The sequence below is a fragment of the Burkholderia sp. Bp9143 genome (assembly GCF_003853645.1).
GTDB lineage: Bacteria > Pseudomonadota > Gammaproteobacteria > Burkholderiales > Burkholderiaceae > Burkholderia.
The window spans coordinates 53290-78644 of sequence record NZ_QTPO01000028.1 but is presented as its reverse complement, the minus strand read 5'-3'; the positions used below and the strand labels follow the sequence as shown (position 1 = coordinate 78644).

The 25355-nt window shown below is 68.3% G+C and carries 19 protein-coding genes; 15 read left to right on the top strand and 4 right to left on the bottom strand.

Features of this window, described 5'->3' with window-relative positions; genetic code table 11:
* Window positions 1-68 precede the first annotated feature (68 nt).
* Window positions 69-248, top strand: a complete 180-nt coding sequence (locus DIE23_RS21560) for a hypothetical protein (protein ID WP_124613998.1) — start codon at window positions 69-71, stop codon at window positions 246-248.
* A gap of 87 nt (window positions 249-335) precedes the next feature.
* On the opposite strand, the gene DIE23_RS21555 is transcribed toward DIE23_RS21560, so the two are convergent.
* From DIE23_RS21555 to DIE23_RS21545, 3 genes are read right to left on the bottom strand one after another with little or no spacing between them, the layout of a single operon-like run.
* Entirely contained in the window at window positions 336-1595 is a 1260-nt protein-coding gene (locus DIE23_RS21555; protein ID WP_124613997.1) for a cytochrome c, read from the bottom strand.
* Window positions 1592-2296 carry a (2Fe-2S)-binding protein gene (locus DIE23_RS21550; RefSeq protein ID WP_124613996.1) on the bottom strand — a complete coding sequence of 235 codons (705 nt, stop codon included), beginning with the start codon at window positions 2294-2296 and terminating at the stop codon, window positions 1592-1594. Before DIE23_RS21550 ends, DIE23_RS21555 begins: the two co-directional genes overlap by 4 nt.
* Window positions 2293-5169 carry a xanthine dehydrogenase family protein molybdopterin-binding subunit gene (locus DIE23_RS21545; RefSeq protein ID WP_124613995.1) on the bottom strand — a complete coding sequence of 959 codons (2877 nt, stop codon included), beginning with the start codon at window positions 5167-5169 and terminating at the stop codon, window positions 2293-2295. The genes DIE23_RS21550 and DIE23_RS21545 overlap by 4 nt, the downstream gene beginning before the upstream one ends.
* 335 nt (window positions 5170-5504) lie before the next feature.
* On the opposite strand from DIE23_RS21545, the gene DIE23_RS21535 reads away from it, so the two are divergent.
* From DIE23_RS21535 to DIE23_RS21475, 13 genes are all read left to right on the top strand, one after another.
* A complete protein-coding gene (locus DIE23_RS21535) occupies window positions 5505-7055 on the top strand; it encodes a sensor domain-containing diguanylate cyclase (protein ID WP_124613993.1) in 1551 nt (516 codons plus the stop codon).
* 278 nt (window positions 7056-7333) lie between these two features.
* Window positions 7334-7609, top strand: a complete 276-nt coding sequence (locus tag DIE23_RS21530; RefSeq protein ID WP_124613992.1) for a hypothetical protein — start codon at window positions 7334-7336, stop codon at window positions 7607-7609.
* A gap of 231 nt (window positions 7610-7840) precedes the next feature.
* The gene (locus DIE23_RS21525) at window positions 7841-8875 is read left to right on the top strand and encodes a succinylglutamate desuccinylase/aspartoacylase family protein (RefSeq protein ID WP_124613991.1); all 1035 of its coding nucleotides are present in this window, start codon (window positions 7841-7843) and stop codon (window positions 8873-8875) included.
* A gap of 395 nt (window positions 8876-9270) precedes the next feature.
* A complete protein-coding gene (locus DIE23_RS21520) occupies window positions 9271-10191 on the top strand; it encodes a recombination-associated protein RdgC (RefSeq protein WP_124614014.1) in 921 nt (306 codons plus the stop codon).
* Window positions 10192-10672: 481 nt separating this feature from the next.
* Window positions 10673-11233 carry a GNAT family N-acetyltransferase gene (locus DIE23_RS21515; protein ID WP_124613990.1) on the top strand — a complete coding sequence of 187 codons (561 nt, stop codon included), beginning with the start codon at window positions 10673-10675 and terminating at the stop codon, window positions 11231-11233.
* A 72-nt stretch (window positions 11234-11305) separates the two neighbouring features.
* A complete protein-coding gene (locus DIE23_RS21510; RefSeq protein WP_124613989.1) occupies window positions 11306-12247 on the top strand; it encodes an ABC transporter substrate-binding protein in 942 nt (313 codons plus the stop codon).
* 40 nt (window positions 12248-12287) lie between these two features.
* Window positions 12288-13337 carry an LLM class flavin-dependent oxidoreductase gene (locus tag DIE23_RS21505; RefSeq protein ID WP_124613988.1) on the top strand — a complete coding sequence of 350 codons (1050 nt, stop codon included), beginning with the start codon at window positions 12288-12290 and terminating at the stop codon, window positions 13335-13337.
* A 7-nt stretch (window positions 13338-13344) separates the two neighbouring features.
* On the top strand, window positions 13345-14703 hold the full coding sequence (locus DIE23_RS21500; RefSeq protein ID WP_124613987.1) for an LLM class flavin-dependent oxidoreductase: 1359 nt from the start codon (window positions 13345-13347) through the stop codon (window positions 14701-14703).
* Window positions 14704-14769: 66 nt separating this feature from the next.
* Entirely contained in the window at window positions 14770-16554 is a 1785-nt protein-coding gene (locus tag DIE23_RS40745) for an amino acid ABC transporter permease/ATP-binding protein (protein ID WP_124613986.1), read from the top strand.
* 34 nt (window positions 16555-16588) lie between these two features.
* Window positions 16589-17521, top strand: a complete 933-nt coding sequence (locus DIE23_RS21490; protein ID WP_124613985.1) for an ABC transporter substrate-binding protein — start codon at window positions 16589-16591, stop codon at window positions 17519-17521.
* A gap of 514 nt (window positions 17522-18035) precedes the next feature.
* On the top strand, window positions 18036-18953 hold the full coding sequence (locus tag DIE23_RS21485; RefSeq protein WP_124613984.1) for a serine aminopeptidase domain-containing protein: 918 nt from the start codon (window positions 18036-18038) through the stop codon (window positions 18951-18953).
* A complete protein-coding gene (locus tag DIE23_RS21480) occupies window positions 18950-19381 on the top strand; it encodes a MarR family winged helix-turn-helix transcriptional regulator (protein WP_124613983.1) in 432 nt (143 codons plus the stop codon). Before DIE23_RS21485 ends, DIE23_RS21480 begins: the two co-directional genes overlap by 4 nt.
* 491 nt (window positions 19382-19872) lie before the next feature.
* Complete coding sequence (locus tag DIE23_RS21475; protein WP_124613982.1) at window positions 19873-21333, top strand: sialidase family protein; 1461 nt, start codon at window positions 19873-19875, stop codon at window positions 21331-21333.
* A 64-nt stretch (window positions 21334-21397) separates the two neighbouring features.
* Here DIE23_RS21475 and adhP read toward each other — a convergent pair whose 3' ends face one another.
* Window positions 21398-22426 (bottom strand): alcohol dehydrogenase AdhP, encoded by a 1029-nt coding sequence (gene adhP / locus DIE23_RS21470; protein WP_124613981.1) that lies wholly within the window; start codon window positions 22424-22426, stop codon window positions 21398-21400.
* Between the two features lie 447 nt (window positions 22427-22873).
* Between adhP and DIE23_RS21465 the strand changes: the two genes are divergently transcribed.
* Window positions 22874-24952 (top strand): TonB-dependent receptor, encoded by a 2079-nt coding sequence (locus tag DIE23_RS21465; RefSeq protein WP_260436130.1) that lies wholly within the window; start codon window positions 22874-22876, stop codon window positions 24950-24952.
* Window positions 24953-25355: the final 403 nt, after the last annotated feature.

Here is a 25355-nt window from a genome sequence, read left to right as displayed (position 1 = left end):
TCATCGCGCGGTCGCCGGTTCACGCGAACCGCCCTGCCGCGCGGCCTGCGCGGCCCAAGGAGAGTGAAATGAAATCGGCAAGATTGGCCGCGGCGCTGGTCGCGGCGCTGATGCTGGTGCTATCGGCGGGATGTACGTCGTCCGGCAGCGGTATGTCGCAAGGGTCCGGCATGAGCCGCTACGGCGGCTCGGGCGGCAGCGGAGGGGGTAGCGGTGGTGGCGGCGGAGGCGGAGGCGGCGGCTACTGAAGCGCCGCTTTTCCGGATCGGGCGAGGCGTCGCGCGCGAACGCAACCGGAAACCGGCTGCACCGCGCGCGACGCCCCGCCCTGCCGCTTAACGCATGGCCTTCACGTCCGCGGGCGTAACGCTCGCGGGCTGGCCGCCCCAGGTCGCGCGCAGGTAGTTCGCGAGTTGCGCGAGTTCGTCGTCGCTCAGCGTGTGCGCGAAACCCGGCATCGGCTGCAGGTTTTCGAAGCCGGCAAACTTCTGCTCGTCGATGCCGTCGAGCATCGCGACCAGCAGGTTGCGCGCGTCGCCCTGACGCAGCGTCGAATTGCCGTTCATCGGCACCGCCACGTGCGGCTTGCCTTCGCCGTTGAAGCCGTGACAGCCCGCGCACACCGCGAGATACACCGAGCGGCCGGCCGCGAGCTGCGCGGCGTCGGCCGGCACCGGCTTCACCGGCTGCGGTGCCGGCGCCGTATCGCCGAGCAGGTACACGGACAGCGCGCGCAGGTCGTCCTTCGTCAGGGTCTGCGTGCTCAGGTGCACGACCGGATACATTTCGCCGAACGCCGAGCCTTGCGGCGCGATGCCGACGCCGAAGAACGTCTGCAGGTCGGTGCCTGTCCAGCCGCGCGCGGCGAGGCCGGCCGGCGTGATGTCCGGCGCGGCCACACGGCCGAGCGCGGCGCCCGCGAACGGCTTCGCGCCGTCGAGCTGCCCCGTGAACGCGCGCGGCGTGTGGCATTCCGCGCAGTGGCCGAGCGCGCCCGCCAGATAGCGGCCGCGCTGCCAGTCGGCGGACTGGCCGCTCGACGCGTCGGGCAGGCTGTCCTTCAGGAACACCATGTCCCAGAACACCATGCCGAAGCGCAGGTTGTACGGGAACTTGAGTTCGTGCGCGCGATTTTCCTGCGCGACCGGCTTCACGGTCTTCAGGTACGCGTACATCGCGTCGGTATCGGCGCGCGTGAGCTGCCGGTACGACGTGTACGGCATCGACGGATACAGCCGCTTGCCCGGCGCCTTGCCGTCGTGCAGCGCGGCGTAGAAGTCGTCCGCACTCCAGTTGCCGATCCCGTGATCCTTGTCGGGCGTGATGTTCGAGCCGTAGAACGTGCCGAACGGCGATTCGAGCGGCGCACCGCCGGCGAACGGCGCGCCGTCCTTCGCGGTGTGGCACGCCGCGCAGTCCGCGGCCTTGACGAGATAGCGGCCGCGCGCGATCGCGTCGGCACCGGGCGCGCCGGAAGCCGCGCTGGAAGCCGGCGCGTCGTGACCGCCGCAGGCGGCGAGCAGCAGCGCGCAGGCGGCCGCGAGTGCGGGCAGGCGCGCGGCCCGCGCCGCACGATGGGCGAATGTGCGTGTCATGTGGCGTCCTTCACGAGTCCCGGCGTCGTCAGAATCACGTCCTTCACGGCCTCGTAGTAGCGGACGTAACCCGTGCAGCGGCAGAGGTGCGCGTTCAGCGCGTCGGTGATCGTGCGCTCGACGTCGGCCTTCGCGACCGGCTCGCGCTTCAGCCGCTCGATCAGCACCGTCGCCGCGTTGACGAAACCCGGCGTGCAGTAGCCGCACTGGAAGCTGAAGTGCTCGAGGAACTTCTGCTGGATCGGCGACAGCTCGACCACCTCGCCCGCTTCGTTGCGCTTCGCGTGGCCTTCGATCGTGCGGATCGAACGGCCGTGGAAGAAGTGCGCGCCGGTGATGCAGGTTCGCATTTCCTCGCTCGTGCCGTCCGGCTTGTCGACGATCACGACGCAGGCGTGGCAGATGCCCTGCCCGCAGCCGAGCCGCGAACCGGTGAGGCCCGCGTACTCGTGCAGGAACTCGATCATCATCAGCCCCTCGGGCACCTGCATCGGGCCGACGGACTTGCCGTTGATGTTCACCGACAGCGGTTTCTGCTGGAACCGGACGAGCGGACGCTCGACGGCGGCCGAAGCCGCGGCGGATGCAGCGGGTGCCGCGGGTGCGGATGCCGGGGCGGCCGAAGCCGCGTTCGGCGCGGACGCACCGGTCGCGGCCGCGCTGGCGCTCGCGGCCGACGCGGCGGTTTGGGCGGTCGTCATGCGAGCACCTCCTGAATCTTTTGCGGGGTCACCGGCAAGTCGGTGAAACGATGGCCGATCGCGTGCGCGATGCCGTTCACGATCGCGCCGACGACGGGAATCATCACCACTTCGGCGACGCCCTTCGGCGGATCGGTCTCGGACAGCGGCGGCAGGATGTCGCCCGTCTGCGACCACACCGCGACGTCGGTCGCGCGCGGCAGTTGGTAACGGTTGAAGTTCCACGTGCCGTTTCCGGGGCCGTCTTCGTAGAGCGGCAGGGACTCGTACAGCGCATGGCCGATGCCCATCGCGAGGCCGCCCTGCAGCTGGCCCGAGACGAGCTGCGGCGAGATCTGGTTGCCGCACTCCATGATCGAGTGATGCGTGAGCAGCTCGACCTTGCCGGTCGCTTCGTGCACGGCCAGCTCGACCAGCGTGCCGACCGCCGTGTAATACGTGACGGCCGCGTTGTTGCGGCTCGTCGGCGGGATGAACACGCGCTTGCGGTCCAGCACGCGATAGCCGTTCGCGGTCGGCGCCAGCGTGCCGCGCATCGCGGTCGCGCCCGCCGGCGCGGCGGTGCCGGGCATCGGGCCATCGTCGCCCGTCTTCGGCGCGCCGACGCGCAGCGACAGCCCGTCGATCGGCAGACGTTCAACTGCACCGCCCACGTCGAACTCGGCGTCGGTCCATTGCCAGCGGTTGAACACGTGCACGACGGCGCCGGTCGGCAGGCCGAGCGCATGCGCCTGCTTCGCGAGCTGCTCGAACGTCAGCGGCTCCAGGCCGTCGGCGGTCAGCTTGCCGTCGACCCAGCGCGCGTCCTCGATGCGGATCGTGTACGGCGCGGCCTGGCCGCCGCCGAGGCCGCGCGTCCAGATCGACATCGCGGCCGGCCACAGCCCGTAGCGGAACACCGCGCGCGCGGCTTCGCGCGTGCTGTGCGTGAAGTAGTACGCGGAGTTCGTCGCGCTCGACGGCGACGCATAGCCCGGCGACCAGCGCGGGTTCGCGCTCAGCCGGTCCTGGTCGGCCTGCGACATCAGGTACGGATCGCCGCTCGTCTCGACCGGCAGATCGGGCCATTCGGTCACCGCGACGCGCACCTCGGTCGCCGGGCGGCCGAGCCACTTCGCAACCGCGACGGCCTGCGACGTCGACATCCCCGTGCCGATCTCGGCAGCCGTATGTTGCAGCGACACCCTGCCGTTCTGGTCGAATTCGACCTTCGCGAACGATGCCTCGGCACCCGTGCCGAAGTCCTTCTGCACGCACGCGAAGCCGACACCGTAGCGCTTGCCCGGGTTCGCTGCGTCGAATTCGGCCTTGCGCGCCGCCCGACGCGTCCACAGCGGATGCTGCCTCGCGCGCTCCAGCACTTCGTCGACGCGCAGCGCACCGGCGGGAATCGCGCCCTGCGTGTTCTTCATCCCCGAACGCAGCGCGTTGCGCAGGCGGAATTCGATCGGGTCGAGGTTCAGTTGCGCGGCGATCTCGTCGACCGCCATCTCGGTCGCGGCCATGCTCTGCAGCGTGCCGTAGCCGCGGGCCGAGCCGGCGTCGATCGCGCGCGACGCGATCGCGACCGCCGCGAGGTCGCTCTTCGGGAAGTAGTAGATCGATTGCGCGGCCGTCGCGCCGACCATCGCCACCGACGGCGAGAAGTTCGAGCGCCCGCCGCCGTTCGCCTCGAAGTCACCCTTGAACGACTGCAGGAGGCCCGTGTTGCGATCGACCGCGATCCGGTAATGCATCTTGAACGCGTGGCGCTTCAGCGACGTCTGGAACTGCTCGTAGCGGTCGTTCGCGAACCGCACCGGACGGCCGTCCGCGTACAGCGCGCAGACGAGCCCGTAGAACGGCACGTTGCAGTGATCCTTCGAGCCGTAGCCGACCGTGTAGCACGGATGCACGAACAGCTTCCTCACCGGGAAGCGGCATTTCGCGACCATCGCGGCCGCGTTCTCCGCCACTTCGAGCGGCGACTGGGTCGGCACGACGAGGTGCAGCGACTGCGTCGCGGCGTCGTACCAGCAGTTCGCGTTGTCAGGCTCGAGCGCGGCGGTATCGACCGACTGCGTGTTGTACTCGCGGTCGAACACGAGCCAGTCGGCCGACGGACGATCGAGTTCGGCGGCGATCTGGCCGGCCAGGAACATCCCCTGCTCGTCGAGCCTGCCGTGCGCCTTGCCGTCCGGCCAGACCGGCAGGTGCTTGCGCATCATGCTCGGGAAGATCGGCGCGTCCTTCAGGCTCGAATAGACATCGTCGTCGTAGGCCGTCTTGCCGCCCACCCGCACGTAGCGGAACGTGCCCCACGGATCGCGCTCGAGCGGGCCCGTGACCGCGCCGTAGCGAATCACGTCGTCGCGGAACTTGAGCGCGTTCTTCGCGAAGCGGAAGCGTGCGAAGTCGTGGTAGATGAGGATCGCGACCGCATGGCCGAGATACGCGGGCGTCTTGCCGGCGGGCAACAGCATGTCGTCACCGTAGAACGCCGGGAACGCGACGCCGTCGCGCGCGAGATCGTCGGCCGTGACCACGCGGTCCGGCTTCAGCTCGTCGCCGAGCAGCGACAGGTCGAAGCCTTCGTAGGTGCGGTCGGCCTGCGTGACGCGCAGGATCAGCGCGTGCGACTGCTGCTGCGGCCAGTGCGGCATGTCGGCGGCGCGCACGTCACGGGCGAACACTTTCGAGCCCGTGACCTTCGCGATGCCGTCGATGCGGAATTGGGGGATGCCGGTGACGCTATCCCATTTGACGGGGGTGAGGAGTTTTTCTTCGAAGAGCGCCGCGAACGCGCGGCTGCCGATGGGCGCGACATAGACCGCGACGCCCGCCAGCACGCTGGCTTTCAGAAAACCCCGCCGTGACAGGCCGTGGTTTTTCATTGGGGGGAACCTCCTGATGCGGCTCGGACGGCGATCGGGTGTCGCGGCGTTCGGAGCGGCGCGCATTCTGGCATTGTTTAGATATATCGCCTATAGTATTTCTCGCATGAAATACTTATTGAATTTCTTATAACGGGATTCAGACGGACTGCGGCGCCCGGTCGCGGGCGGCATACGTGCGCGACCGCGCGGTGTCGCACCGACGTCCCCGCATGGCACGCGCGGCCGATGTTTCATGGTAATGTCGTGCGCATCCGGTTCGCCGGCCATCCCCCCGCTCCGTGCCATGCGGGGCGGCCGGCGATGCGTCGTATCGTGTCGAGGTCAAAATAGCCATGGCAGTCAAGGCACGCCTCCTGAACGCCGTTCTCGCCACGCCCCCCAGCGGCAATCACCGCGTGACGGCGGCGCTGCGCCCGTCGATGCTCGTCACGCTGTTCGAGGACGTGCGCCCGATGGCGCTGTCCGGCCTCGCCAGCGCGTTCGTCGCGGCGATCGCGCTGATCCGGCTGCAACAACTCTGGTGTTTCGTGTGGCTCGTCGTCGACGTCGGCCTGCTGGCCGCGCGGCTCGCGATCGCACGCGCGTATGCGGTGCGCCGCGACGCCGGCGACGATCGCGCCGAGTACTGGGCGCTGCGTTACGCACCCGTGTCGCTCCTCGCTTGTTACGTGCTCGGTCTCGGCGTAATGGGTTGCGTGGATTCGGCCGACCCCGAGCTCGGCACGTTGTCGGTGATGGTCGCCGGCGGCGTGTTCGGCGGGATCGCGTCGCGCAACTCGGCGCTACCCAGGCTCGCGATGACGCAGGTCACGCTCGGCGTCTTGCCGATCGGCCTCGGAGCGATACTGGCCGACAGGCCGGGCGCATGGCTGCTGCTGCCGCCGCTTGCGATCTATCTTGCCGCCATGCGCACGGTCGTCCAGCGTCATTACCGCGTGCTGGTCGCGCTGATCGCCGCACGCCAGCGCAACGCCGAGCTCGTCGCACGCTTCGACGCCGCCCTCACCTACATGCCGCACGGCCTGTGCATGATCGACGGCGAGAGCCGCGTGATCGTCGCGAACCGTCGCACCGCGCAACTGTTCGGCTCGCCGCGCGAAATCATGCTGGACACGCCGCTGCCCGACGTCATCGCGGCGCTCGGCGCGAACGCGGTCGCCGACCCCGACGGTGCGGGCCTCGCCGTGCAATGCGACGTCTGGCTGAACCATGACGAACCGGAGCCACTCGACATCGCGCTCGCCGACGGCCGCCAGCTCGAACTCACGCGCCACCGCGTACCGGACGGCAACGCGGTGATCATCGTCGAGGACGTCACCACGCGCCGCCGGACAGAGCAGCATATCCGGCACCTCGCGCGGCACGACGCGCTGACGGGGTTGCCGAACCGCCACGAGCTGCATGCGCAACTCAAACGGATGCTCGCGCACCGGCCGCAGCTGCCGAGCCCCACGCTCGCCGTCATGTATCTCGATCTCGACGGCTTCAAGGCGATCAACGACCGCTTCGGCCACCAGGCCGGCGATGAAGTGCTCACGCAGGTCGCCGAGCGGCTCGGCAAGACGCTGCCGCCCGGCGAGCTGGCGGCACGGATCGGCGGCGACGAGTTCGTCGTCGCGCTCGACGCCACCACGATGCAGGCCTGCTCGGTCCTCGCCGCGCGGATCATCCGGCAGATCTCGGCGCCGTACACGCTGTCGATCGGCGAGACCGTCAGCTTCGGGATCAGCATCGGCATCGCGCTCGACGACGGACACGGCTCTCCCGACGAACTGATCCGGCAGGCCGACAGCGCGCTGTACGACGCGAAGTCGGCCGGCAAGGGGATCTACCGCTTCTACTCGGCCGGAAGCAGTCGCGTGACGCCCGCGACCGCGAACTGAGCGGCCGCGCGCCTCCGCCGCCGGCCGCCTCGCTTCCCTGCCTGTCCCTTCGCTTCCCGCGATTCGATTCATTCCGGAAACGCTTTGCGTGATTCGATGCGTGCGCACACGTGTTCCGCCGCGCCCGCCCGTGTCACGTGACGTGTTCCGTAACATCGGCCCGTTCCGCGTGCCGCGTTCGCCGCAGAAGCCCGCACGATCGCGGCGGCGCGCGGTATTTCATGGCTGGCACTCTTATTGCTCCTTGACTGGGAAACAGGATGTCAGGGAGGCCACACATGAATACCGTCGAAGTTCTCAGCCGCTCGGAATCGATCGATCAAGTGGACGTGATCGACGGTGCCTCGCTGATCCGGCGGCTCGTTTCCGAGCGCCGCATGCCTGCGGCCCGTGAAGCCGCGTGCGTCGACAATCCGCCGCTGACGCTGTACGGCGCGTTTCGCCAGGGCATCACCGATCACGCGGCGCGACGCGCGAATCCGTATCGCGCCGGCAGCCGTTTCTGGGCACTGTGGGAAGAAGGCCGTATCGAAGCTGAAACATCGGGTCGCTGACGCGACCACGCGCGCCGGCCTTGTCGCGACGATGGGCTGACGCGCAACGCCGTGGGCGCATGCCGGCATGCGTTTCAGCGCTGCAACATCGCACACGGCTGCTGCGGTTGCGCGTATCGCGCGTTCGCGTGCGGGCCGGTTGACGGCGTTTGCAGCGGCCGCACCGCGCGTGCCGCGCGGCGTTCGTTTCCCGATAAGATGGCAGATTCCCGTTCTTCGAACGATGTCGCCATGACCGCCTCCTCCTCACACCGCAATCCCATCCACTGCGAAATCGATCTCGATGCGCAAGGCAAGCATGCGGGCTACCTGCGCCTGCCGCATTCCGTGCATCGCTCCGCATACGGCTGGCTGCCGATCCCGATCGCATCGATCCGCAACGGCGACGGCCCGGTCGCGCTCGTGATGGCCGGCAACCACGGCGACGAATACGAAGGCCAGATCATCGTGTCTCAGCTGATACGCGAGATCGATCCGGAGATGGTCAGCGGGCAGTTGATCCTGCTGCCGATGGCGAATTTCCCCGCGGCCGATGCGGGCCTGCGCGTGTCGCCACTCGACGAAGGCAACCTGAACCGCAGCTTCCCCGGCGACCCGACCGGCACGCCGACGCAGATGATCGCCCACTACATCGAGCATGCGCTGCTGTCGCGCGCGCAGTATCTGGTCGACCTGCATTCGGGCGGCAGCTCGTTGCTGTACCAGGGCGGCAACATGCTCGCGATCGATCCGCTCGACGCCGACGAAGCCGCGAAGCTCAACGGGCTGCTCGTCGCGTTCGGGCTGCCGAACGCGCTGCTGCACGCGCCGAACCCGGTGCATTCGGCATCGGCCGCGCGCCGGCAAGGCGCGATCTCGATCGTCACGGAACTCGGCGGCGCGGGGATGGCCGATCCGTCGCTGATCCGGCTCGGCCGCCACGGGCTGTTGCACTACCTCGGCCATATCGGCCTGCTGCACGGCGCGCTCGTGCCCGATGCGCCGCCGACCGTCACGCGCTTCCTGCGCGTCGACGGCGATCGTCACTTCGTCTATGCGTACGAACGCGGGCTGTATGAACCGCTCGTCGAACTCGGCGAACAGGTAAAAGCCGGCCAGCCGGCCGCGTGGGTGCACTTCCCCGATACGCCGCTGCGCGAGCCGGTGCTGCACCGCTTCAAGGGCGACGGCGAAGTGGTGTGCAAGCGCGTGCCCGCGCAGGTGCGGCGCGGCGATTGCCTGTTTCAGCTGGCGGAGGCGTCGACGCCGGCGAGAGTCATCGAATGATGCACCCGACGGATTCATTCAGGACATCACGAAAATGAAATGCGCTGCCTCGGGTGATGCCGAGCGGGTCGACTGATTCCCACCTTCCTCGGTTTCGCGGGGGTTGAACGGTCCACCTGTCCTGCAGTGCGGCTCGGTTACCCGATGCCCGCGAAGGATATCGACAACGCTTCGTAACCGCCGCATGCCGGCGCCAGTGCGTCTTGCAAGCACGCTGGCCGTCAGCCGGACGCCCCGGCGATTCATTTCCCGGTGCAGCACCGCATCGATGGCAATGCGGGAAGAAGAAATTGCGGCCGCCGCACGCGCAAACATTGAAGGGCCTCTATCCGCAATGTACGCAGAACGTGGAATCGTCGCCGTCATATAGAATGATGCGCTTTGCCCGTACTCCCATGTGGTTCAAGAATCTTCAGCTTCATCGTCTTCCGGCCCCTTGGGCGGTCACGCCTGACCAGATGGAAAAATGGCTGGCGCCTCATGCGTTCCAGCCGGGCAGCAGCGTCGAAATGCAGAGCGCCGGATGGGCGTCGCCGCGTGACGACGGCGCGCTTGTGTATTCGATCAACCGGCAGATGCTGCTGCTGTTTCGTGCCGAAAAGAAGCTGCTGCCGGCGTCGGTCGTCAATCAGGTAACCAAAGCGCGTGCGCTTGAAGTCGAAGAGCAGCAGGGTTTCAAGGTCGGCCGAAGGCAACTGCGCGAACTCAAGGAGCAGGTTACCGACGAACTGCTGCCGCGCGCGTTCAGCATTCGCCGCGATACCCGCGTGTGGATCGATACGGCGAACGGCTGGCTCGTCATCGATGCGGCGGCACAGGCGCTTGCCGACGACGTTCGCAGCCTCCTCGTCAAATCGATCGACTCGTTGCCGCTCGCCGGCCTTCATGTGGCCCGTTCGCCGGTGGCCGCGATGACGGACTGGCTGCTGTCCGGCGAGGCGCCTGGCGGTTTCACCGTGGACCAGGACGCCGAGTTGCGCTCCAGCGGCGAAGGCGGTGCCACGGTGCGATATGTCGGCCACGCGCTGGAAGCGAGCGACATGCGCCGGCACATCGAAGCCGGCAAACAATGCATGCGCCTCGCGATGACCTGGGATGACCGAATCTCGTTCGTGCTGACACCGTCGCTCACGATCAAGCGTGTCACGCCGCTCGACGTGATCAAGGAAGCGGCGGATCCCACCGCGCAAAATGACGATGAACGCTTCGATTCGGATGTCACGTTGATGATGGGGGAATTGAGCCGGATGCTGACCCATCTTGTCGATATCCTGGGTGGCGAACAGCACGGCTCGATTCATCAGGCAGCAGCCTGAACTCCGTCGTCGTCGATCATCGCCCCGCGACGGCGGAGCTTTGCGCTGACGCGACAATTCGACGAGGACCGTCGCCGCCCCGGCGGCGGTTCTCGGCGGTATGCTCGCGCCCCTGAAGGGACAGCCTCGGATCGGCATGACCGGCAGGCCGTTGAAACAACAACATCCTGCCGATCCATGGCGGTCATCTACGTGATACCCACATTGAACGAGCGCGGCTCCCCACCACGCCCGTTCGCCGCCCCTCCCCCTGCAACCCTTCTGACGCGCCCCACGAAATCCTTATCGAAATTGCTTCGTTCGTCTTTGCCGGCCGCGCCGCTAACGTGTTCGAAACGGCGGCGGCACGCCGGATGCAGCGCAGCAAGCACTGCGGCCGCCGCCATCACGACAACCGCGTCGCGATAACGGAACAGACCGGACGGGCCGTGTGCCCCGCCCCCGCCAGGAACGTCCGCATCGCGCGCCCTTCGCGATGCCCATGGCCACGAACGACCGCATCCTCGACACGACGCCGCTCGACGTCCGCGCCCAGCCGCTGATCGACGCGCTGATCGACGAATACGCGACGCGCTACGACGCGTACCGCCCCGACAGCCGCGCGTCCGCACGCGACGAACTCGCGCGCTACCCGGCCGAGCTGTTCGCGCCGCCCGAAGGCGCGTTCGTGCTGCTGCTGCGCGACGGCGAGACGATCGGCGGCGGCGCATTCAAGCGCTACGACGCGCAGACCGCCGAACTCAAACGCATCTGGACCCGCACGGACCTGCGCCGCCAGGGGCTCGCGCGCCTGATCGTCGACGCGCTCGAACTGCGCGCCGCGCAGCAGGGCTATCGACGCGTGTACCTGAGCACCGGCTTTCGCCAGCCCGAAGCGTGGGCGCTGTACGACCGCACCGGCTATACACGGCTGTTCGATTCGTCGATCGCCCCTGAAGCGTATTTCCACCTGCGCTTCGGCAAGGATCTCGCCGATCCGTCGCGCACGTCGACGCTCGCCGACCTGTGGGCGCCGCTGCCCGACGCGGTGCTGCCGCGCTGAACGCCTCGCACCATCCGATTCCGCTCCCTCGCTCCCTCGCTCCCAGCGACAACACAACCACAGGACGCATCCATGCAACGAGCCGTACCCTTCACGCCGCGTGCGATCCGCACGCTGGCCGCCGCGCTGATCGGCGTGACCGCGATCGCCGCGGCCGCCGCGACCTTCGACCTGAGCCCCGAGCAGCGCGGGCGCCCGCGCGGCACGGCCGATGCGGCCGTCGAGCGCGCGGTGCCCGCGTCGTTCCGGTTCGCCGAAGCCGGCACGCTGACGATCGGCGTCGCGCCGAGCCTGCCGCCGATCAGCTCGTATGCGACCGACGCGCGCACGGTGATCGGCTTCGACGCGGACGTCGGCCAGCTCGTGTCCGACAGCCTCGGCCGCAAGCTGAAGATCGTCCCGCTCGCGTGGGCCGACTGGCCGCTCGCGCTCGAATCGGGGAAAGTCGACGCGGTGATCTCGAACGTCACCGTCACCGAGGAGCGCAAGCAGAAGTTCGATTTCTCGACCTACCGCAAGGACCAGGTCGGCTTCTACGTGCGCAACGACAGCAAGATCCAGTCGATCCGCGAACCGAAGGACGTCGCGGGGCTGCGCATCGTGACCGACGCCGGCACCAACCAGGAAAAGATCCTGCTCGCGTGGGACCGCGAGAACGTCGCGCGCGGCCTGAAGCCCGTGCAGGTCCAGTACTACGACGACCAGGCGATGCGGATCGTCGCCGTGCAGTCGGGCCGCGCGGATGCGGTGTTCAGCGTGAACTCGGTGCTCGCGTACCAGAGCGCGCAGCAAGGCAAGACGCGGCTCGTCGGCGCGATCAGCGGCGGCTGGCCGCGCACGGCCGACATCGCGATCGCGACGCGCCGCGGCAGCGGGCTCGCCGAGCCGCTGACGGTCGCGCTGAACGGGCTGATCAGGAACGGCCGCTATCAACAGATTCTCGACCGCTGGAACCTCGCATCCGAAGCGATCGACCAGTCGCGCACGAACCCGCCGGGCTTGCCGAAGAGCTGAGCGCCGCCCCTCCACGCCTTGCGCAGGAATACCGAACACCATGTCTTATTCGCTTTCATTGCTGGACAAGAGCCCGATCGCCGACGGCGCGACCGCCGCCGATGCGCTGCGCTTCACGACGACCCTCGCGCGGCGCGCCGAACAGCTCGGCTATGAGCGCTTCTGGGTCGCCGAGCATCATGGCGCGCCCGGCTTCGCGAGCTCCGCGCCCGAGATCGTCGTCGCGCACCTGCTCGCGCACACGTCGCGCATTCGCGTCGGCTCGGGCGGCGTGATGCTGCAGCACTACAGCCCGTTCAAGGTCGCCGAGTCGTTCAGGCTGCTCGCCGCGCTCGGGCCGGGCCGCGTCGATCTCGGCATCGGCAAGGCGCCCGGCGGGCTGCCGCTGACCACGCGCGCGCTGCAGTGGTATCACGACAAGGCGAAGAAGCCCGACTTCGCGGGCCAGCTCGCGGCGCTCGACGCGTTCCTCGGCTGGGGCGTCGCCGAAGATCATCCGCTCGCCGGCGCGGTCGCGATGCCCGAGCCGCCGCACGCGCCCGAACGCATCCTGCTCGGCGGCTCGCCCGACAGCGGCGCGCTCGCCGCGCGCCACGGCTGGCGCTTCTGCTACGCGGGGCACTTCAACGGCGACGACGCGAACCTGGAACGCTCGCTGGCCGCCTACCGCGACGCAGGCGGAACGCGAGCGCTCGTCGCGCTGTACGCAGTCGCCGCGCCGACCCGCGACGAGGCCGAGCAACTGATCGGGCCGCTGAAGATCTTCAAGCTGCAGTTCGCCGGCGGCCAGAGCTTCAACCTGGCGAGCGCGCAGGCCGCGGCCGAATTCGCACGGCAAAGCGGCGCGTCCGACTACCGGATCGACGAGCTGCGCCCGGCCGTGCTGGCCGATACGCCCGAGCGCGTGCACCGCGCGCTCGACGCGCTGAGCCGGCGGCTCGACGTCGACGCGTTCGTGATCGACTCGCCGGTGACCGATTACGCGGCGCGGCTCGCGTCGGCCGAATGGCTCGGCGGCGCGCAGTCGATCACGCCCGTGCAGGCGGCCCTTTCGGCCGAACGTTCCCTTTCCCCCGAACAGAACGCGTGACGCCCCCATGACGACCCCACGATCGATTCCCTTCGGCCTGATGCTGCAAGGCGCAGGCAGCCACATGAACGCATGGCGGCACCCCAGCAACCCGCCGGATGCAAGCATCAACCTCGACTTCACGATCGGCATCGCGCGCAAGGCGGAAGCCGCCGGCATCGCGTTCGCGTTCGTCGCGGACGGCCTCTACATCAACGAGAAGTCGATCCCGCATTTCCTGAACCGCTTCGAGCCGCTCACCGTGCTGTCGGCGCTCGCGGTCGCGACGAAGAAGATCGGCCTCGCGGGCACGATCTCGACGTCGTACAGCGAGCCGTTCACGGTCGCGCGCCAGTTGGCGTCGCTCGATGCGATCAGCGGCGGACGCGCGGGCTGGAACGTCGTGACGACGCCGCTCGAAGGCACCGCGAAGAATTTCGGCAAGGCACATCCCGAGCACGAACTGCGCTACGAGATCGCCGACGAATACCTCGAGGTCGTGCAGGGGCTGTGGGACAGCTGGGACGACGACGCGTTCGTGCGCGATCGCGCGAGCGGGCGCTTCTTCGATCGCGACAAGCTCCACACGCTCGATCACCGCGGCCGCTTCTTCCAGGTTGCCGGCCCGCTGAACATCCAGCGCTCGCCGCAGGGGCAGCCGGTGATCTTCCAGGCCGGCTCGTCCGACACGGGCATCGGGCTCGCGGGCAAGTATGCGGACGCCGTGTTCACGCATTCGCCGTCGCTCGACGAAACGGCCGCGTTCACGCGGCGCGTGAAGCACAGCGCGGTCGAGCACGGACGCCAGCCCGGCGACGTGAAGATCTTCCCCGGGGTCGGGCCGATCGTCGGCCGCACGGCTGCCGAAGCGGAAGACAAATACCAGGCGATCCGCGACTTGCTGACGATCGACGAGGCGCTCGCGTATCTCGGCCGCTATTTCGATCACCACGATTTCACGCAGTACGCGCTCGACGCGCCGTTCCCCGAACTCGGCGACATCGGCCGCAACAGCTTCCGCTCGACCACCGACCGGATCAAGGCCGATGCGAAGCGCAAGAACCTCACGCTGCGCGAGACGGCGCTCGCCGTCGCGACGCCGCGCCCGAACTTCATCGGCACCGCCGAGCACGTCGCCGACGAGTTGATCCGCTGGCACGACGCCGGCGCCGGCGACGGCTTCATCCTCGGCTTCCCGGTGCAGGCCCAGGGCGTCGACGACTTCGTCGACCTCGTGATTCCGGTACTCGAGGCGCGCGGCCGCTACAGCCGCGACCTGCCGGGCAGCACGCTGCGCGAGCACCTCGGCCTGCCGCGCAAGGCGAGCCGCCATGCGGCGCCCGGCGCGGTGCAGAAACAGGACGACGCGGCCGAAGCGCACGCGTGACGACGCCGCGCCGCCGCGCGCGGCGCGTGGCGCTTCCAACCGACCCGATCAAGGACCCTCACCGACATGAGCGACACGACCCATCTCGGCGGCGCGCTGCCGCCGCTTTCTTCGTCCCGCGTCCGCGACACAGGCACGCGCCTGCGGATCGTGCCGGCCCGGCACCGGACGCGCACCGTCGGCACCGTGCTCGCGCTCGTGCTGATCGCGATCACGCTGTATTCGATCCTCGGCAACCCGCAATGGGGCTGGCCCGTGTTCGCCGAATGGTTCCTGTCGCCGCCGGTGCTGTCCGGGCTTGCGCGCACGCTGGTGCTGACGCTGCTCGGCGCGGTGTTCGGCTTCGCGCTCGGCGCGTTCGTCGCGCTGGCCCGGCTGTCGCGCTCGCGCCTGCTCGCCGCGAGCGCGTGGACCTTCGTGTGGCTGTTCCGGTCGATTCCGCTGATCGTGCTGCTGCTGATCCTCAACAACCTCGGCTACCTGTACGAACACGTGCGGCTCGGCGTGCCGTTCACCGACATCGTGTGGTTCGACACGCCGACCACCGACCTGATCAGCCCGTTCCTCGCGGCCGTGCTCGGCCTCTCGCTGAACCACGCGGCGTTTTCCGCCGAGGTGATTCGCGGCGGCATTCTCGCCGTCGACCAGGGGCAGCTCGAAGCGGCCGCCGCGCTCGGCCTGCCGCGCGGCCGCCAGACCACGCGGATCGTGTTGCCGCAGGCGATGCGCGCGATCCTGCCGACCGCGTTCAACGACCTGATCACGCTCGCGAAAGGCACGTCGATGGTCTACGTGCTCGCGATGCCCGAGCTGTTCTATACGGTGCAGGTGATCTATCGCCGCAATCTCGAAGTGATTCCGCTGCTGATGGTCGCAACCGTCTGGTATCTGATCATCCTGACCGTGCTGTCCGCGATCCAGGTGCAGGTCGAGCGCCACTATGCGCGCGGGGCGCTGCGCAACCCGCCGCCGTCGGCGCTGACGTTCGTGCTGGCGCGCGTCAGTGCGCTGTGGCGGCGTGCCGCGGCACGCAACGCAACGGCAGATGCAACGGCTCACGGCGAGGCCACGGCCGCTCCGGTGCCGCGCACCGGCGGCGAAGTTGCCGTGCACAACGTATCGAAGCAGTTCGGCATGCAGCGCGTGCTCGACAACGTGTCGTTCGTCGCGCCGCGCGGCAGCGTGACGGTGATCGTCGGGCCGTCCGGTTCGGGCAAGTCGACGCTGCTGCGCACGATCAACCATCTCGAACGCGTGGACGACGGCTTCATCGACATCGACGGCGAGCTGATCGGCTATCGACGCGACGGCGACGTGCTGCACGAGCTGAAGGAGCGCGACGTGCTGAAGCGGCGCACGGCGGTCGGGATGGTATTCCAGAACTTCAACCTGTTTCCGCACCTGACGGTGCTCGAGAACCTGATCGAGGCGCCGGTCGCCGTCGGCGGCGTCACGCGCGAGGCCGCCGAGCGCACCGCGCGCACGCTGCTCGCGCGCGTCGGCCTCGCCGACAAGGCCGATGCGTACCCGCGCCAGCTGTCCGGCGGCCAGCAGCAGCGCGTCGCGATCGCGCGGGCGCTCGCGTTGCGCCCGAAGGTGCTGCTGTTCGACGAGCCGACGTCGGCGCTCGATCCCGAACTGGTCAACGAAGTGCTCGACGTGATCAAGGAGCTCGCGCGCTCGGGCACCACGCTCGTGATCGTCACGCACGAGATCGGCTTCGCGCGCGAAGTCGCGGACAACGTGCTGTTCATGGAGCGCGGCCGCATCGTCGAGTCGGGCCCGCCCGCCGTCGTGCTCGACGCGCCGGCCCATCCGCGCACGCGCGCATTCCTGTCGCGGGTGCTCTGATGCGCGCCGCTCACGACCTGCGAGGCAACCGACGATGATCGACCGACGCCAGTTCATCACCGCCGCACTGGCGGCCGCGGCCGGCCTGCGGTGGCACGCGGCCGAGGCCGCAGCCGCGACGGCCGACCTCGATCCGCGCCAGGCCGGCCGGATCCGCGCGTCGCGCGACGATGCGGCGATTCGCGCGGCAAGCACCTACCGCTGGGTACGCGACGGCGCCTTCACGGTCGCGATCTCGCCGCACGCGCCACCGGTGTCGACCTACGCGACCGACGCACGCACCGTGGTCGGCGCCGATCCCGACTATGCGCAGCTCGTCGCCGACGCGCTCGGCCGCACGCTGGTGCTGGTGCCGATCGCGTGGGCCGACTGGCCGCTCGGGCTCACGTCCGGCAAATACGATGCCGTGATCTCGAACGTCGGCGTGACCGAGAAGCGCAAGGAGAAGTACGACTTCACGACCTACCGGCTCGGGCTGCACGGCTTCTACGTGCGCACCGCGAGCCCGATCGCGAAGATAGCCGAACCGAAGGACGTCGCGGGCCTGCGCATCATCACGGGTGCGGGGACGAGCCAGGAGCGCATCCTGCTCGAATGGAGCCGGCGCAATGTCGCGCAAGGGCTGAAGGCGACCGAGCTGCTCTATTTCGATGACGATGCGGCAGCACGTGTCGCGTTGCTGTCGGGCCGCGCCGATGCCGAGCTGAATCCGAACGCGTCGCTCGCGTACGAGGCCGCGCGCGACGGCAGGATTCGCCGGGTCGGCGTCGTCAACGCGGGCTGGCCGGCGAATGCGGATGTCGCGATCGCGACGCGTCGCGGCAGCGGGCTCGCGCCGGCGCTGACGCTCGCCACCAACGCGCTGATCGGCAACGGCCGCTATGGGCAGGCGCTTGCGCGCTGGGGATTGCAGAGCGAGGCGGTCGCGCGCGCGGAGACGAATCCGCCGGGGTTGCCGTCGTTCTGACGCGATGCGTCGACGCATCGACGCATCGACGCGTGAAATGAAATCGCCCCGGCATTGCACGATCGACATGCCGGGGCGAAACGAATGGGCGATCGTCGTCGCCTACGCCGTCACTGCCGTGTGATACCGGGCATGTCGATGGCCCTTCCTGTTGTCGATCGGAAATGGCTGCGCGCCGCGGCACGCTCACTGCGCGGCGGTTGTCTTTTGTGCGGGTGCCGCGAATGCGCCCGCATACGAGCGGTGCGACGGCGCCGCCCTTGGGTCCGCCCGGCGCGACGGCCGACGGACGGGATGGTACCGGGGACGATACGGCGATCCGCCTCATGAGACAAACGCAATATTCTGCTATGCAAAGATGCAGATATCTTATGGAAAGACCGCCACGAAGCGACCCCGTTCGCCGGGCTTCACGGGAAGCCGTTCGAATGATTCCTCGACAGATATTTCGCACGCGAAATACATCGCGAACTATATTTCGCATACGAAATAATCACCCGGAACGAGGACGGCCATGACATCAGATCCCATCGAGTTTTCCGCCGCCGACGGCTATACGCTGCGCGGCACGCTGTGGTCGCCGGACGCGCCGCCGCGTGCGCTGGTGCTGATCCATCCGGCAACCGCCGTGCCGGAGCGGCTGTACGCCGGCTTCGCTCGCTTCCTGACCGAACGCGGCTTCGCGGCGCTGACCTACAACTATCGCGGCATCGGCGCGTCGCGGCCCGCGCGGCTGAGCGCGCTGCAGGCCCGCATGCGCGACTGGGTCGAGCTCGACGTCGGCGGCGCGATCGCGTGGGCGCGCGATACGCACGACGGGCTGCCGCTGCTGGCGGTCGGGCATAGCGTCGGCGGCCACGCGATCGGGCTGTCGGCCGGCACCGCTTACCTGCGCGCGGCCGTGCTCGTCGCCGCGCACGCGGGCAGCACGCGGCTGATTTCCCGTGCGGCGGAACGGCTGAAGGTGCGGCTGATCCTGCGCGTGCTCGGCCCGCTTGCATCCGCGCTGCTCGGCTACGTGCCCGGCAAGCGGCTCGGGCTCGGCGAGGACCTCCCCGCCGGCGTGTTCCGCGAATGGAGCCGCTGGACCACGCTGCCGCGCTACTTCTTCGACGATCCGACGCTCGGCGCGGCCGAGCGCTTCTCGAAGCAGCAATTGCCGATTCTCGTGCTTGGTTTCGACGACGATCCGTGGGCGAACCCGCCCGCGATCGACCTGCTGGTAAGCTACCTGACCCGGGCGGCCGTCGAACGCCGCCAGATCGATCCGCACGCCGCGGGCAGCGGGCCGGTCGGGCACATGGGCTTCTTTCGCAGCCGGCCCGGCACCGTGCTGTGGCCCGCGGTCGCCGACTGGCTCGCGCAGGCGCTCGACGCGCCGCGCGCTGCGGGTCGCCCGTCCCTTTCCATTGCTGCCGGGAACCGAGCTTGAGCGAAGACCGACGACTGTTTTTCCTGTTGAACATCGGCCAGCGGCGCGTGCAGCGCTGGGTCGACCGCAAGGCCGAGACCGATGCGCGCGCCAGCGCCGCGCAGGCCGGCGTGCTGTTCTACCTCGCGAGGCAGGACGGCGCGCTGATCGGCGAAGTCGGCGCGGCGCTGCAACTGGCGCCGTCCGCGATGACGGGGCTCGCCGACCGGATGGCGAAGGCCGGCCTGCTCACGCGTCACGCCGATTCGGACGATGGGCGCGCAACGCGCCTGTTCCTGACCGACGAAGGTCACGCGGCGCTCAAGCGTGCGCGCGTGCTGCTGCGCGAACTGAACGGCAAGCTGTGCGACGGCTTTTCCGACGACGAACTCGACGTCGTCGCGCGCTGGCTGCACGCATTGCAGGACCGCTTTCCGGCCGAGCGCTGAACCGCGCCGGCGGCGCGGCACATCGATCGCAACAGGCAGCGCCGTACCGACACGGTGCGACACGATCGTCTCGATCGAAAGCGATTGTGATTCGCGTTTTCGATTCGTTTCGCGCGCGCGCTGCGGCAAATTTTGCGTTCCGCGCGCACCGTTTTTCGGCAACGCTTTCCGACTACGCTCTGTTACAAAAAATTGCCTCCCGCGCCACATCTGGTCGCCTACATTGCAATCCACTTCGACGCATTCGTCATATGCATCGACCGGCCTTCTCGTCGGGTCCGCATCGCCTGCCCCACCCGACAAGCAATGAAAACGAAGAGGAGTCTTGACCGACGTGCTGGCGGCATCCAGCACACGCGGATTGCGATGACCGTAACGGCCCCCCGAACGACCCGCTCCGACGCGTGCACGGCATCCGTGCCGCCGCGTACCGGTGCGCGTCGCGCCGCCGTGCCGCGCCATCGCCGCCGCACGTCAACGAGGAGCAGTCCATGCGACGCACGATCGTGTCCCACTCGCTTGTCACCCGCCTCACCCGCCTGTCCGCCGCGATGGCGATGGTCACCGCCACAGCAGCAGTAGCGCATGCCGACCCCGTGGTCGTGTCCGGCCCGAGCCCGTTCGCCGCCTGCACCATCGGCGGCCCCGGCACGAACTACGTGAATGCCGAGGTCGAACCGTGGCTCTCGGTCAACCCGGCGAACCCGACGAACATGATCGGCGTGTGGCAGCAGGACCGCTGGTCGAACGGTGGCGCCCACGGGCTCGTCGCGGGCTACACGTTCGACGGCGGCGCGACCTGGGCGCGCACGCCGCAACCGTTCAGCGCCTGCGCGCCGGGTGGGCTCAAGTACGAGCGCGCGTCCGATCCGTGGGTGTCGTTCGGGCCGGACGGCACCGCGTATTCGGTATCGATCTCGTTCAACCAGTCGAACAACAGCAATGCGGTCGCGGCGTCGGTGTCGGCCGACGGCGGACAGACGTGGAGCAGCCCGGCCGTGCTGATCGCGAACGACGAACCGACGACGCAGTTCTTCAACGACAAGGAATCGGTGACGGCGAACCCGGTGAAGGCCGGCACGGCCTACGCGGTGTGGGACCGTCTCGAACTGCCGAACGGCAACCCATACGCGAACCTGCACACGGCCGCATTCCGCGGGCCGACGTTGTTCTCGAAGACAGTTGACGGCGGCAAGAACTGGAGCCGCGCGAGGGTCATCGTCCACGTGCCATCGCGCCAGCAGACGATCGGCAACCAGATCGTCGTCGATCCGAAGACGGGCACGCTCTACAACTTCTTCGACCTGATCCAGCCGCCGTTCAGCAAGGCGGCCGGCAAGGTCGCGTTCATCAAGTCGACCGACGACGGCGCGACGTGGACGCAGCCGCAGGTGATCGCCGGGCTGCAGACGGTCGGCGTGACCGATCCGAACACCGGCGAACCGGTCCGCACCGGCGACATCATTCCGGAACCCGCGATCGATCCCGCGTCGGGGCAACTCTACGTCGTATGGCAGGACAGCCGCTTCAACGGCGGCAACTACGACGAGATCGCGCTGTCGACGTCGAAGGATGGCGGCGCAACCTGGAGCGCGCCGCTGCAGGTGAACACGCCGACCGGGCGCCCCGCGTTCAATCCGTCGGTGCGCGTCGACAATGCCGGCGCGGTGATGGTCACCTACTACGACTTCCGCGATCTGCAAGCGGGCAACACGACGACGCTGCCGACGGGGTTCTGGCGCAAGATCTCGCTTGACGGCGGCGCCTCGTTCGCCGCTGAGCGGCGCGTCGGCGGCCCGTTCGACATGAAGATCGCGCCCAACGCGGAGGGCTTCTTCATCGGCGATTACCAGGGGCTCGACGTGGGGCCCTCGTCGTCGTTCCATCCGTTCTTCGTCCAGACGAGCGCAGGCAACCTGACGAACCGCACCGACGTGTTCTTCGCGCCGTGATGCGCGCGTGAGCGCAGCGCTGCCGCGACGTCCCCCGCGTCGCGGCAGCGTGCCCGAGTGCGCGTCAATGCATGTCGGTCAGCACGACGCGACCGTCGATCTTGCCTTCGCGCAACCGCGCGAATATGTCGTTGATGTTGCCGAGCCGGTCGCGATGGATATGCGCGCGCACCAGCCCATCCGCCGCGAAATCGAGCGATTCCTGCAGGTCGCGCCGCGTGCCGACGATCGAGCCGCGCACCGTGATGCCGTTCAGCACGGTCGAGAAGATCGGCAACGGGAAATCGCCCGGCGGCAAGCCGTTGAGTGCCACCGTGCCGCCGCGCCGCACCATCCCGAGCGCCTGCGCGAACGCGCTGCGCGACACGGCCGTGACCAGCACGCCGTGCGCACCGCCGATCTCCTTCTGGATGACCTTCGCAGGATCGTCGACCGACGCATCGATCGTCAGCTGTGCGCCAAGCTGGCGCGCGAGTGCGAGCTTTTCGGGTGACACGTCGATCGCGGCGACGTGCAGGCCCATCGCGCGCGCGTATTGCACGGCCACGTGGCCGAGCCCGCCGATGCCAGAGATCGCGAGCCACTGGCCCGGACGCGTGTCGGTGACGCGAATGCCCTTGTAGACCGTCACGCCCGCGCACAGGATCGGCGCGATCTCGTCGAACGCAACCTGCGCCGGCAGATGGCCGACGTAGTCCGGATCGGCCAGCACGTATTCGGCATAGCTGCCGTTGACCGAATAGCCGGTGTTCTGCTGCCCGTGGCACAAGGTTTCCCAGCCGGTGTGGCAGTACTCGCAGTGACCGCATGCCGTGTACAGCCAGGGCACGCCGACGCGGTCGCCCTCGCGCACGTGCGTGACGCCCGCCCCGACCGCCGCGACGACGCCCACGCCTTCGTGTCCGGGAATGAACGGCAGCGTCGGCTTCACGGGCCAGTCGCCGTCGGCGGCATGCAGGTCGGTATGGCAAACGCCCGACGCCTTGATGTTGACGAGGATCTGGCCCGCGCCCGGCGTCGGGACCGGCACTTCCTCGATGCGCAATGGTTCGCCGAACGCGTGTACCACGGCTGCTTTCATGGTTTGTGTCACGAGTCACTCCTGTCTGGTCGATGATCCGGCCAGTATCCGGACTCGCAACCGGAGCGCCTTGATACGCATCAACGGGGCGGGAAACGCGCGCGACGGTGGCGGATGCGTCGCGAGATATGCAGCACGGGCCGCCGGTGCCGGTGCCGGTGCCGGTGCCGGTGCCGGTGCCGGTTTGACGGCCCGCTTCTGCTTTCGCTTCCGCTTTCGCGGCCATTTCGGCCGGTTGTCGGAAACCCTGCGGCATGCCGCCGTTTCGCTTGGCGTTTGAAATGATATAACATATCATTTCGCGGCCTCGCCCTTCTGGAACCGTTCCATCCGGGTGGCCGGGCTACGCCGAGTCCTATCCAGACGGGTCACTGCGCGCCGCAGATGCAACAATATATCGTTTCCGGCCTTGACCCGCATGGCTCGCTTTCCGATCCGATTCCAACCGATTCACCGACCATGCGCGACCTCCCTCGTCTACCGCTTCGCCCGCTCTCGCCCGTTTCGCTGATGCTGTTCGCCGCCGTCGCACACGCGCAGGCCGATCCGCCCGCCCCGTCGACGCCGCAGCAAACCACGCCGCTCGCGCCGATCTTCGTGACCGCGAACCCGCTCGGCGACACCGACCTGATCGCGCCGACCGCGCAACTGTCCGGCGACGCGCTGACGCGCCGCCAGGCCGATTCGCTCGGCGAGACGCTCAACGGCCTGCCCGGCGTGTCGACCACCACCTACGGGCCGATGGTCGGCCGCCCGATCATCCGCGGGATGGACGGCGACCGGATCCGGCTGCTGCAGAACGGCGTCGCCGCCTACGACGCGTCGTCTCTGTCGTACGACCACGCGGTGCCGCAGGATCCGCTGTCGATCGAGCGCGTCGAGATCGTGCGCGGGCCGGCCGCGCTGCTGTACGGCGGCAACGCGGTCGGCGGCGTCGTCAACACGATCGACAACCGCATTCCGCGCGAAGCGATCGAAGGCGTGACGGGCGCGCTCGACGCGCGCTACGGCGGCGCGAACGCGGTGCGCGCGGGCGCGGCACAGGTCGAAGGCGGCAACGGCCGCTTCGCGTTCCATGTCGACGCGTTCGACCGCGAGGCCAGCAAGCTGCGGATTCCCGGCTATGCGCGCAGCAGCGCGCAACGTGCGATCGACGGCCCCGACACGCCGCAACCGGTCGGCAACGTACCGAACAGCGACGGCCGCGTGCACGGCGGCGCGGTCGGGGCGTCGTACACGTGGGCCGACGGTTTCGCGGGCCTGTCGTACAGCGGCCAGGAGTCGAACTACGGCTCCGTCGCCGAGGACGACGTGCGCCTGCGGATGCGCCAGGAACGCCTCGCGCTCGCGTCCGAGGTCCGCAACCTGAGCGGCCCGTTCACGAAGCTGAAGTTCGACTTCGCGTACACCGACTATCGCCACAAGGAAGTCGACAACGGCGAGACGGCCACCACCTTCCGCAACCGCGGCTACGAGGCGCGCATCGAGGCGCGGCATCGCAGGATCGGCCCACTCGAAGGCGCGATCGGCGTGCAGTTCGGCCAGAACACCTTCTCGGCGCTCGGTGACGAACTGCTCGTGCCGTCCACGCGCACGAACAGCGTCGCGCTGTTCGGTCTCGAGGAATGGCAGGTCGTCCCGGCGCTGAAGCTGAGCCTCGGCGGGCGCTTCGAGCACGTGAAGGTCGATCCCGATCCGGCCGGCGTCGAGAAATTCGCGGCCGCGCGGCCGCGCGACTTCAACGCCGGCAGCGTATCGGCCGGCGCGCTGTTCTCGCTGACGCCCGTGTGGTCGGTCGCGGCAAACGTCGCCTACACGGAGCGCGCACCGACCTTCTACGAGTTGTACTCGAACGGCCCGCACGACGCGACCGGCCAGTTCCTGATCGGCAACCCGAACGCGTCGAAGGAAAAGGCCGTGTCGACCGACCTGTCGCTGCGCTATGCGAGCGGCCCGAACCGCGGCAGCGTCGGCGTGTTCTACAACCGCTTCTCGAACTACCTGACCGAGTACAACACGGGCCGCGTCGTGAACGACGACGGCGAACCGGTCGCGCCCGGCGCCGACGATACGCTTAACGAAGCGATCTACCGCGGCGTGCGCGCCGAGTTCTACGGCGTCGAACTCGACGGCAAGTGGCGCGCGTTCTCGCGGCGCGGCCATACGGTCGACCTGGAACTGACCGCCGACTACACGCATGCCCGCAACGTCGACACCGGCCAGCCGCTGCCGCGCATCGCGCCGCTGCGCGCGACGCTCGCGGCCGACTATGGCTACGGCCCGTTCGGTGCACGCGCGCAGGTCACACACGCGTGGTCGCAGCACCGCGTGCCCGACAACGACTTCTCGACGGACGGCTATACGTCGCTCGGCGTGATGCTGAGTTACAAGTTCCGCTTCGGCGCGACGCACTGGCTCGCGTACCTGCGCGGCGACAACCTGACGAACCAGGAGATCCGCTATGCGACCTCGGTCGTGCGCGGCTTCGCGCCGCAAGGCGGCCGCAGCGTGATGGCGGGCCTGCGCACGACGTTCTGATCGCCGGACGGCCCGCGGCGCGGTCGCGGGCCGGTTCTGTCGGGCGAAAATCCGTACGCCCGTTTCACGGAGCCGAATCGCGCACTCCCGCTCGTCCGAATGTCAATGCGCGATTCACCCATAAATAAAAATACAATGACGAGACAATTTGAATAACCGGCCCGAACTTATTAACTTCCGGCAAAAGATCGGTTTTCAAATCCGTGTATGAACGCGAGAATCATCGGTGATTCACGGATTTTTATCCAGCTCCGGAATACCCAACGGGCGGGCGTTTCCAGCGATTGAAAAATAAAAATCAGGGTTTTCGATGGGTAAAGAAATATCCGGCATGCCCGTTAACGACGGCACGAGCCCTCACCTGGTCGAACAATAAATCCCAATCGCCAACCACTCGCACAGA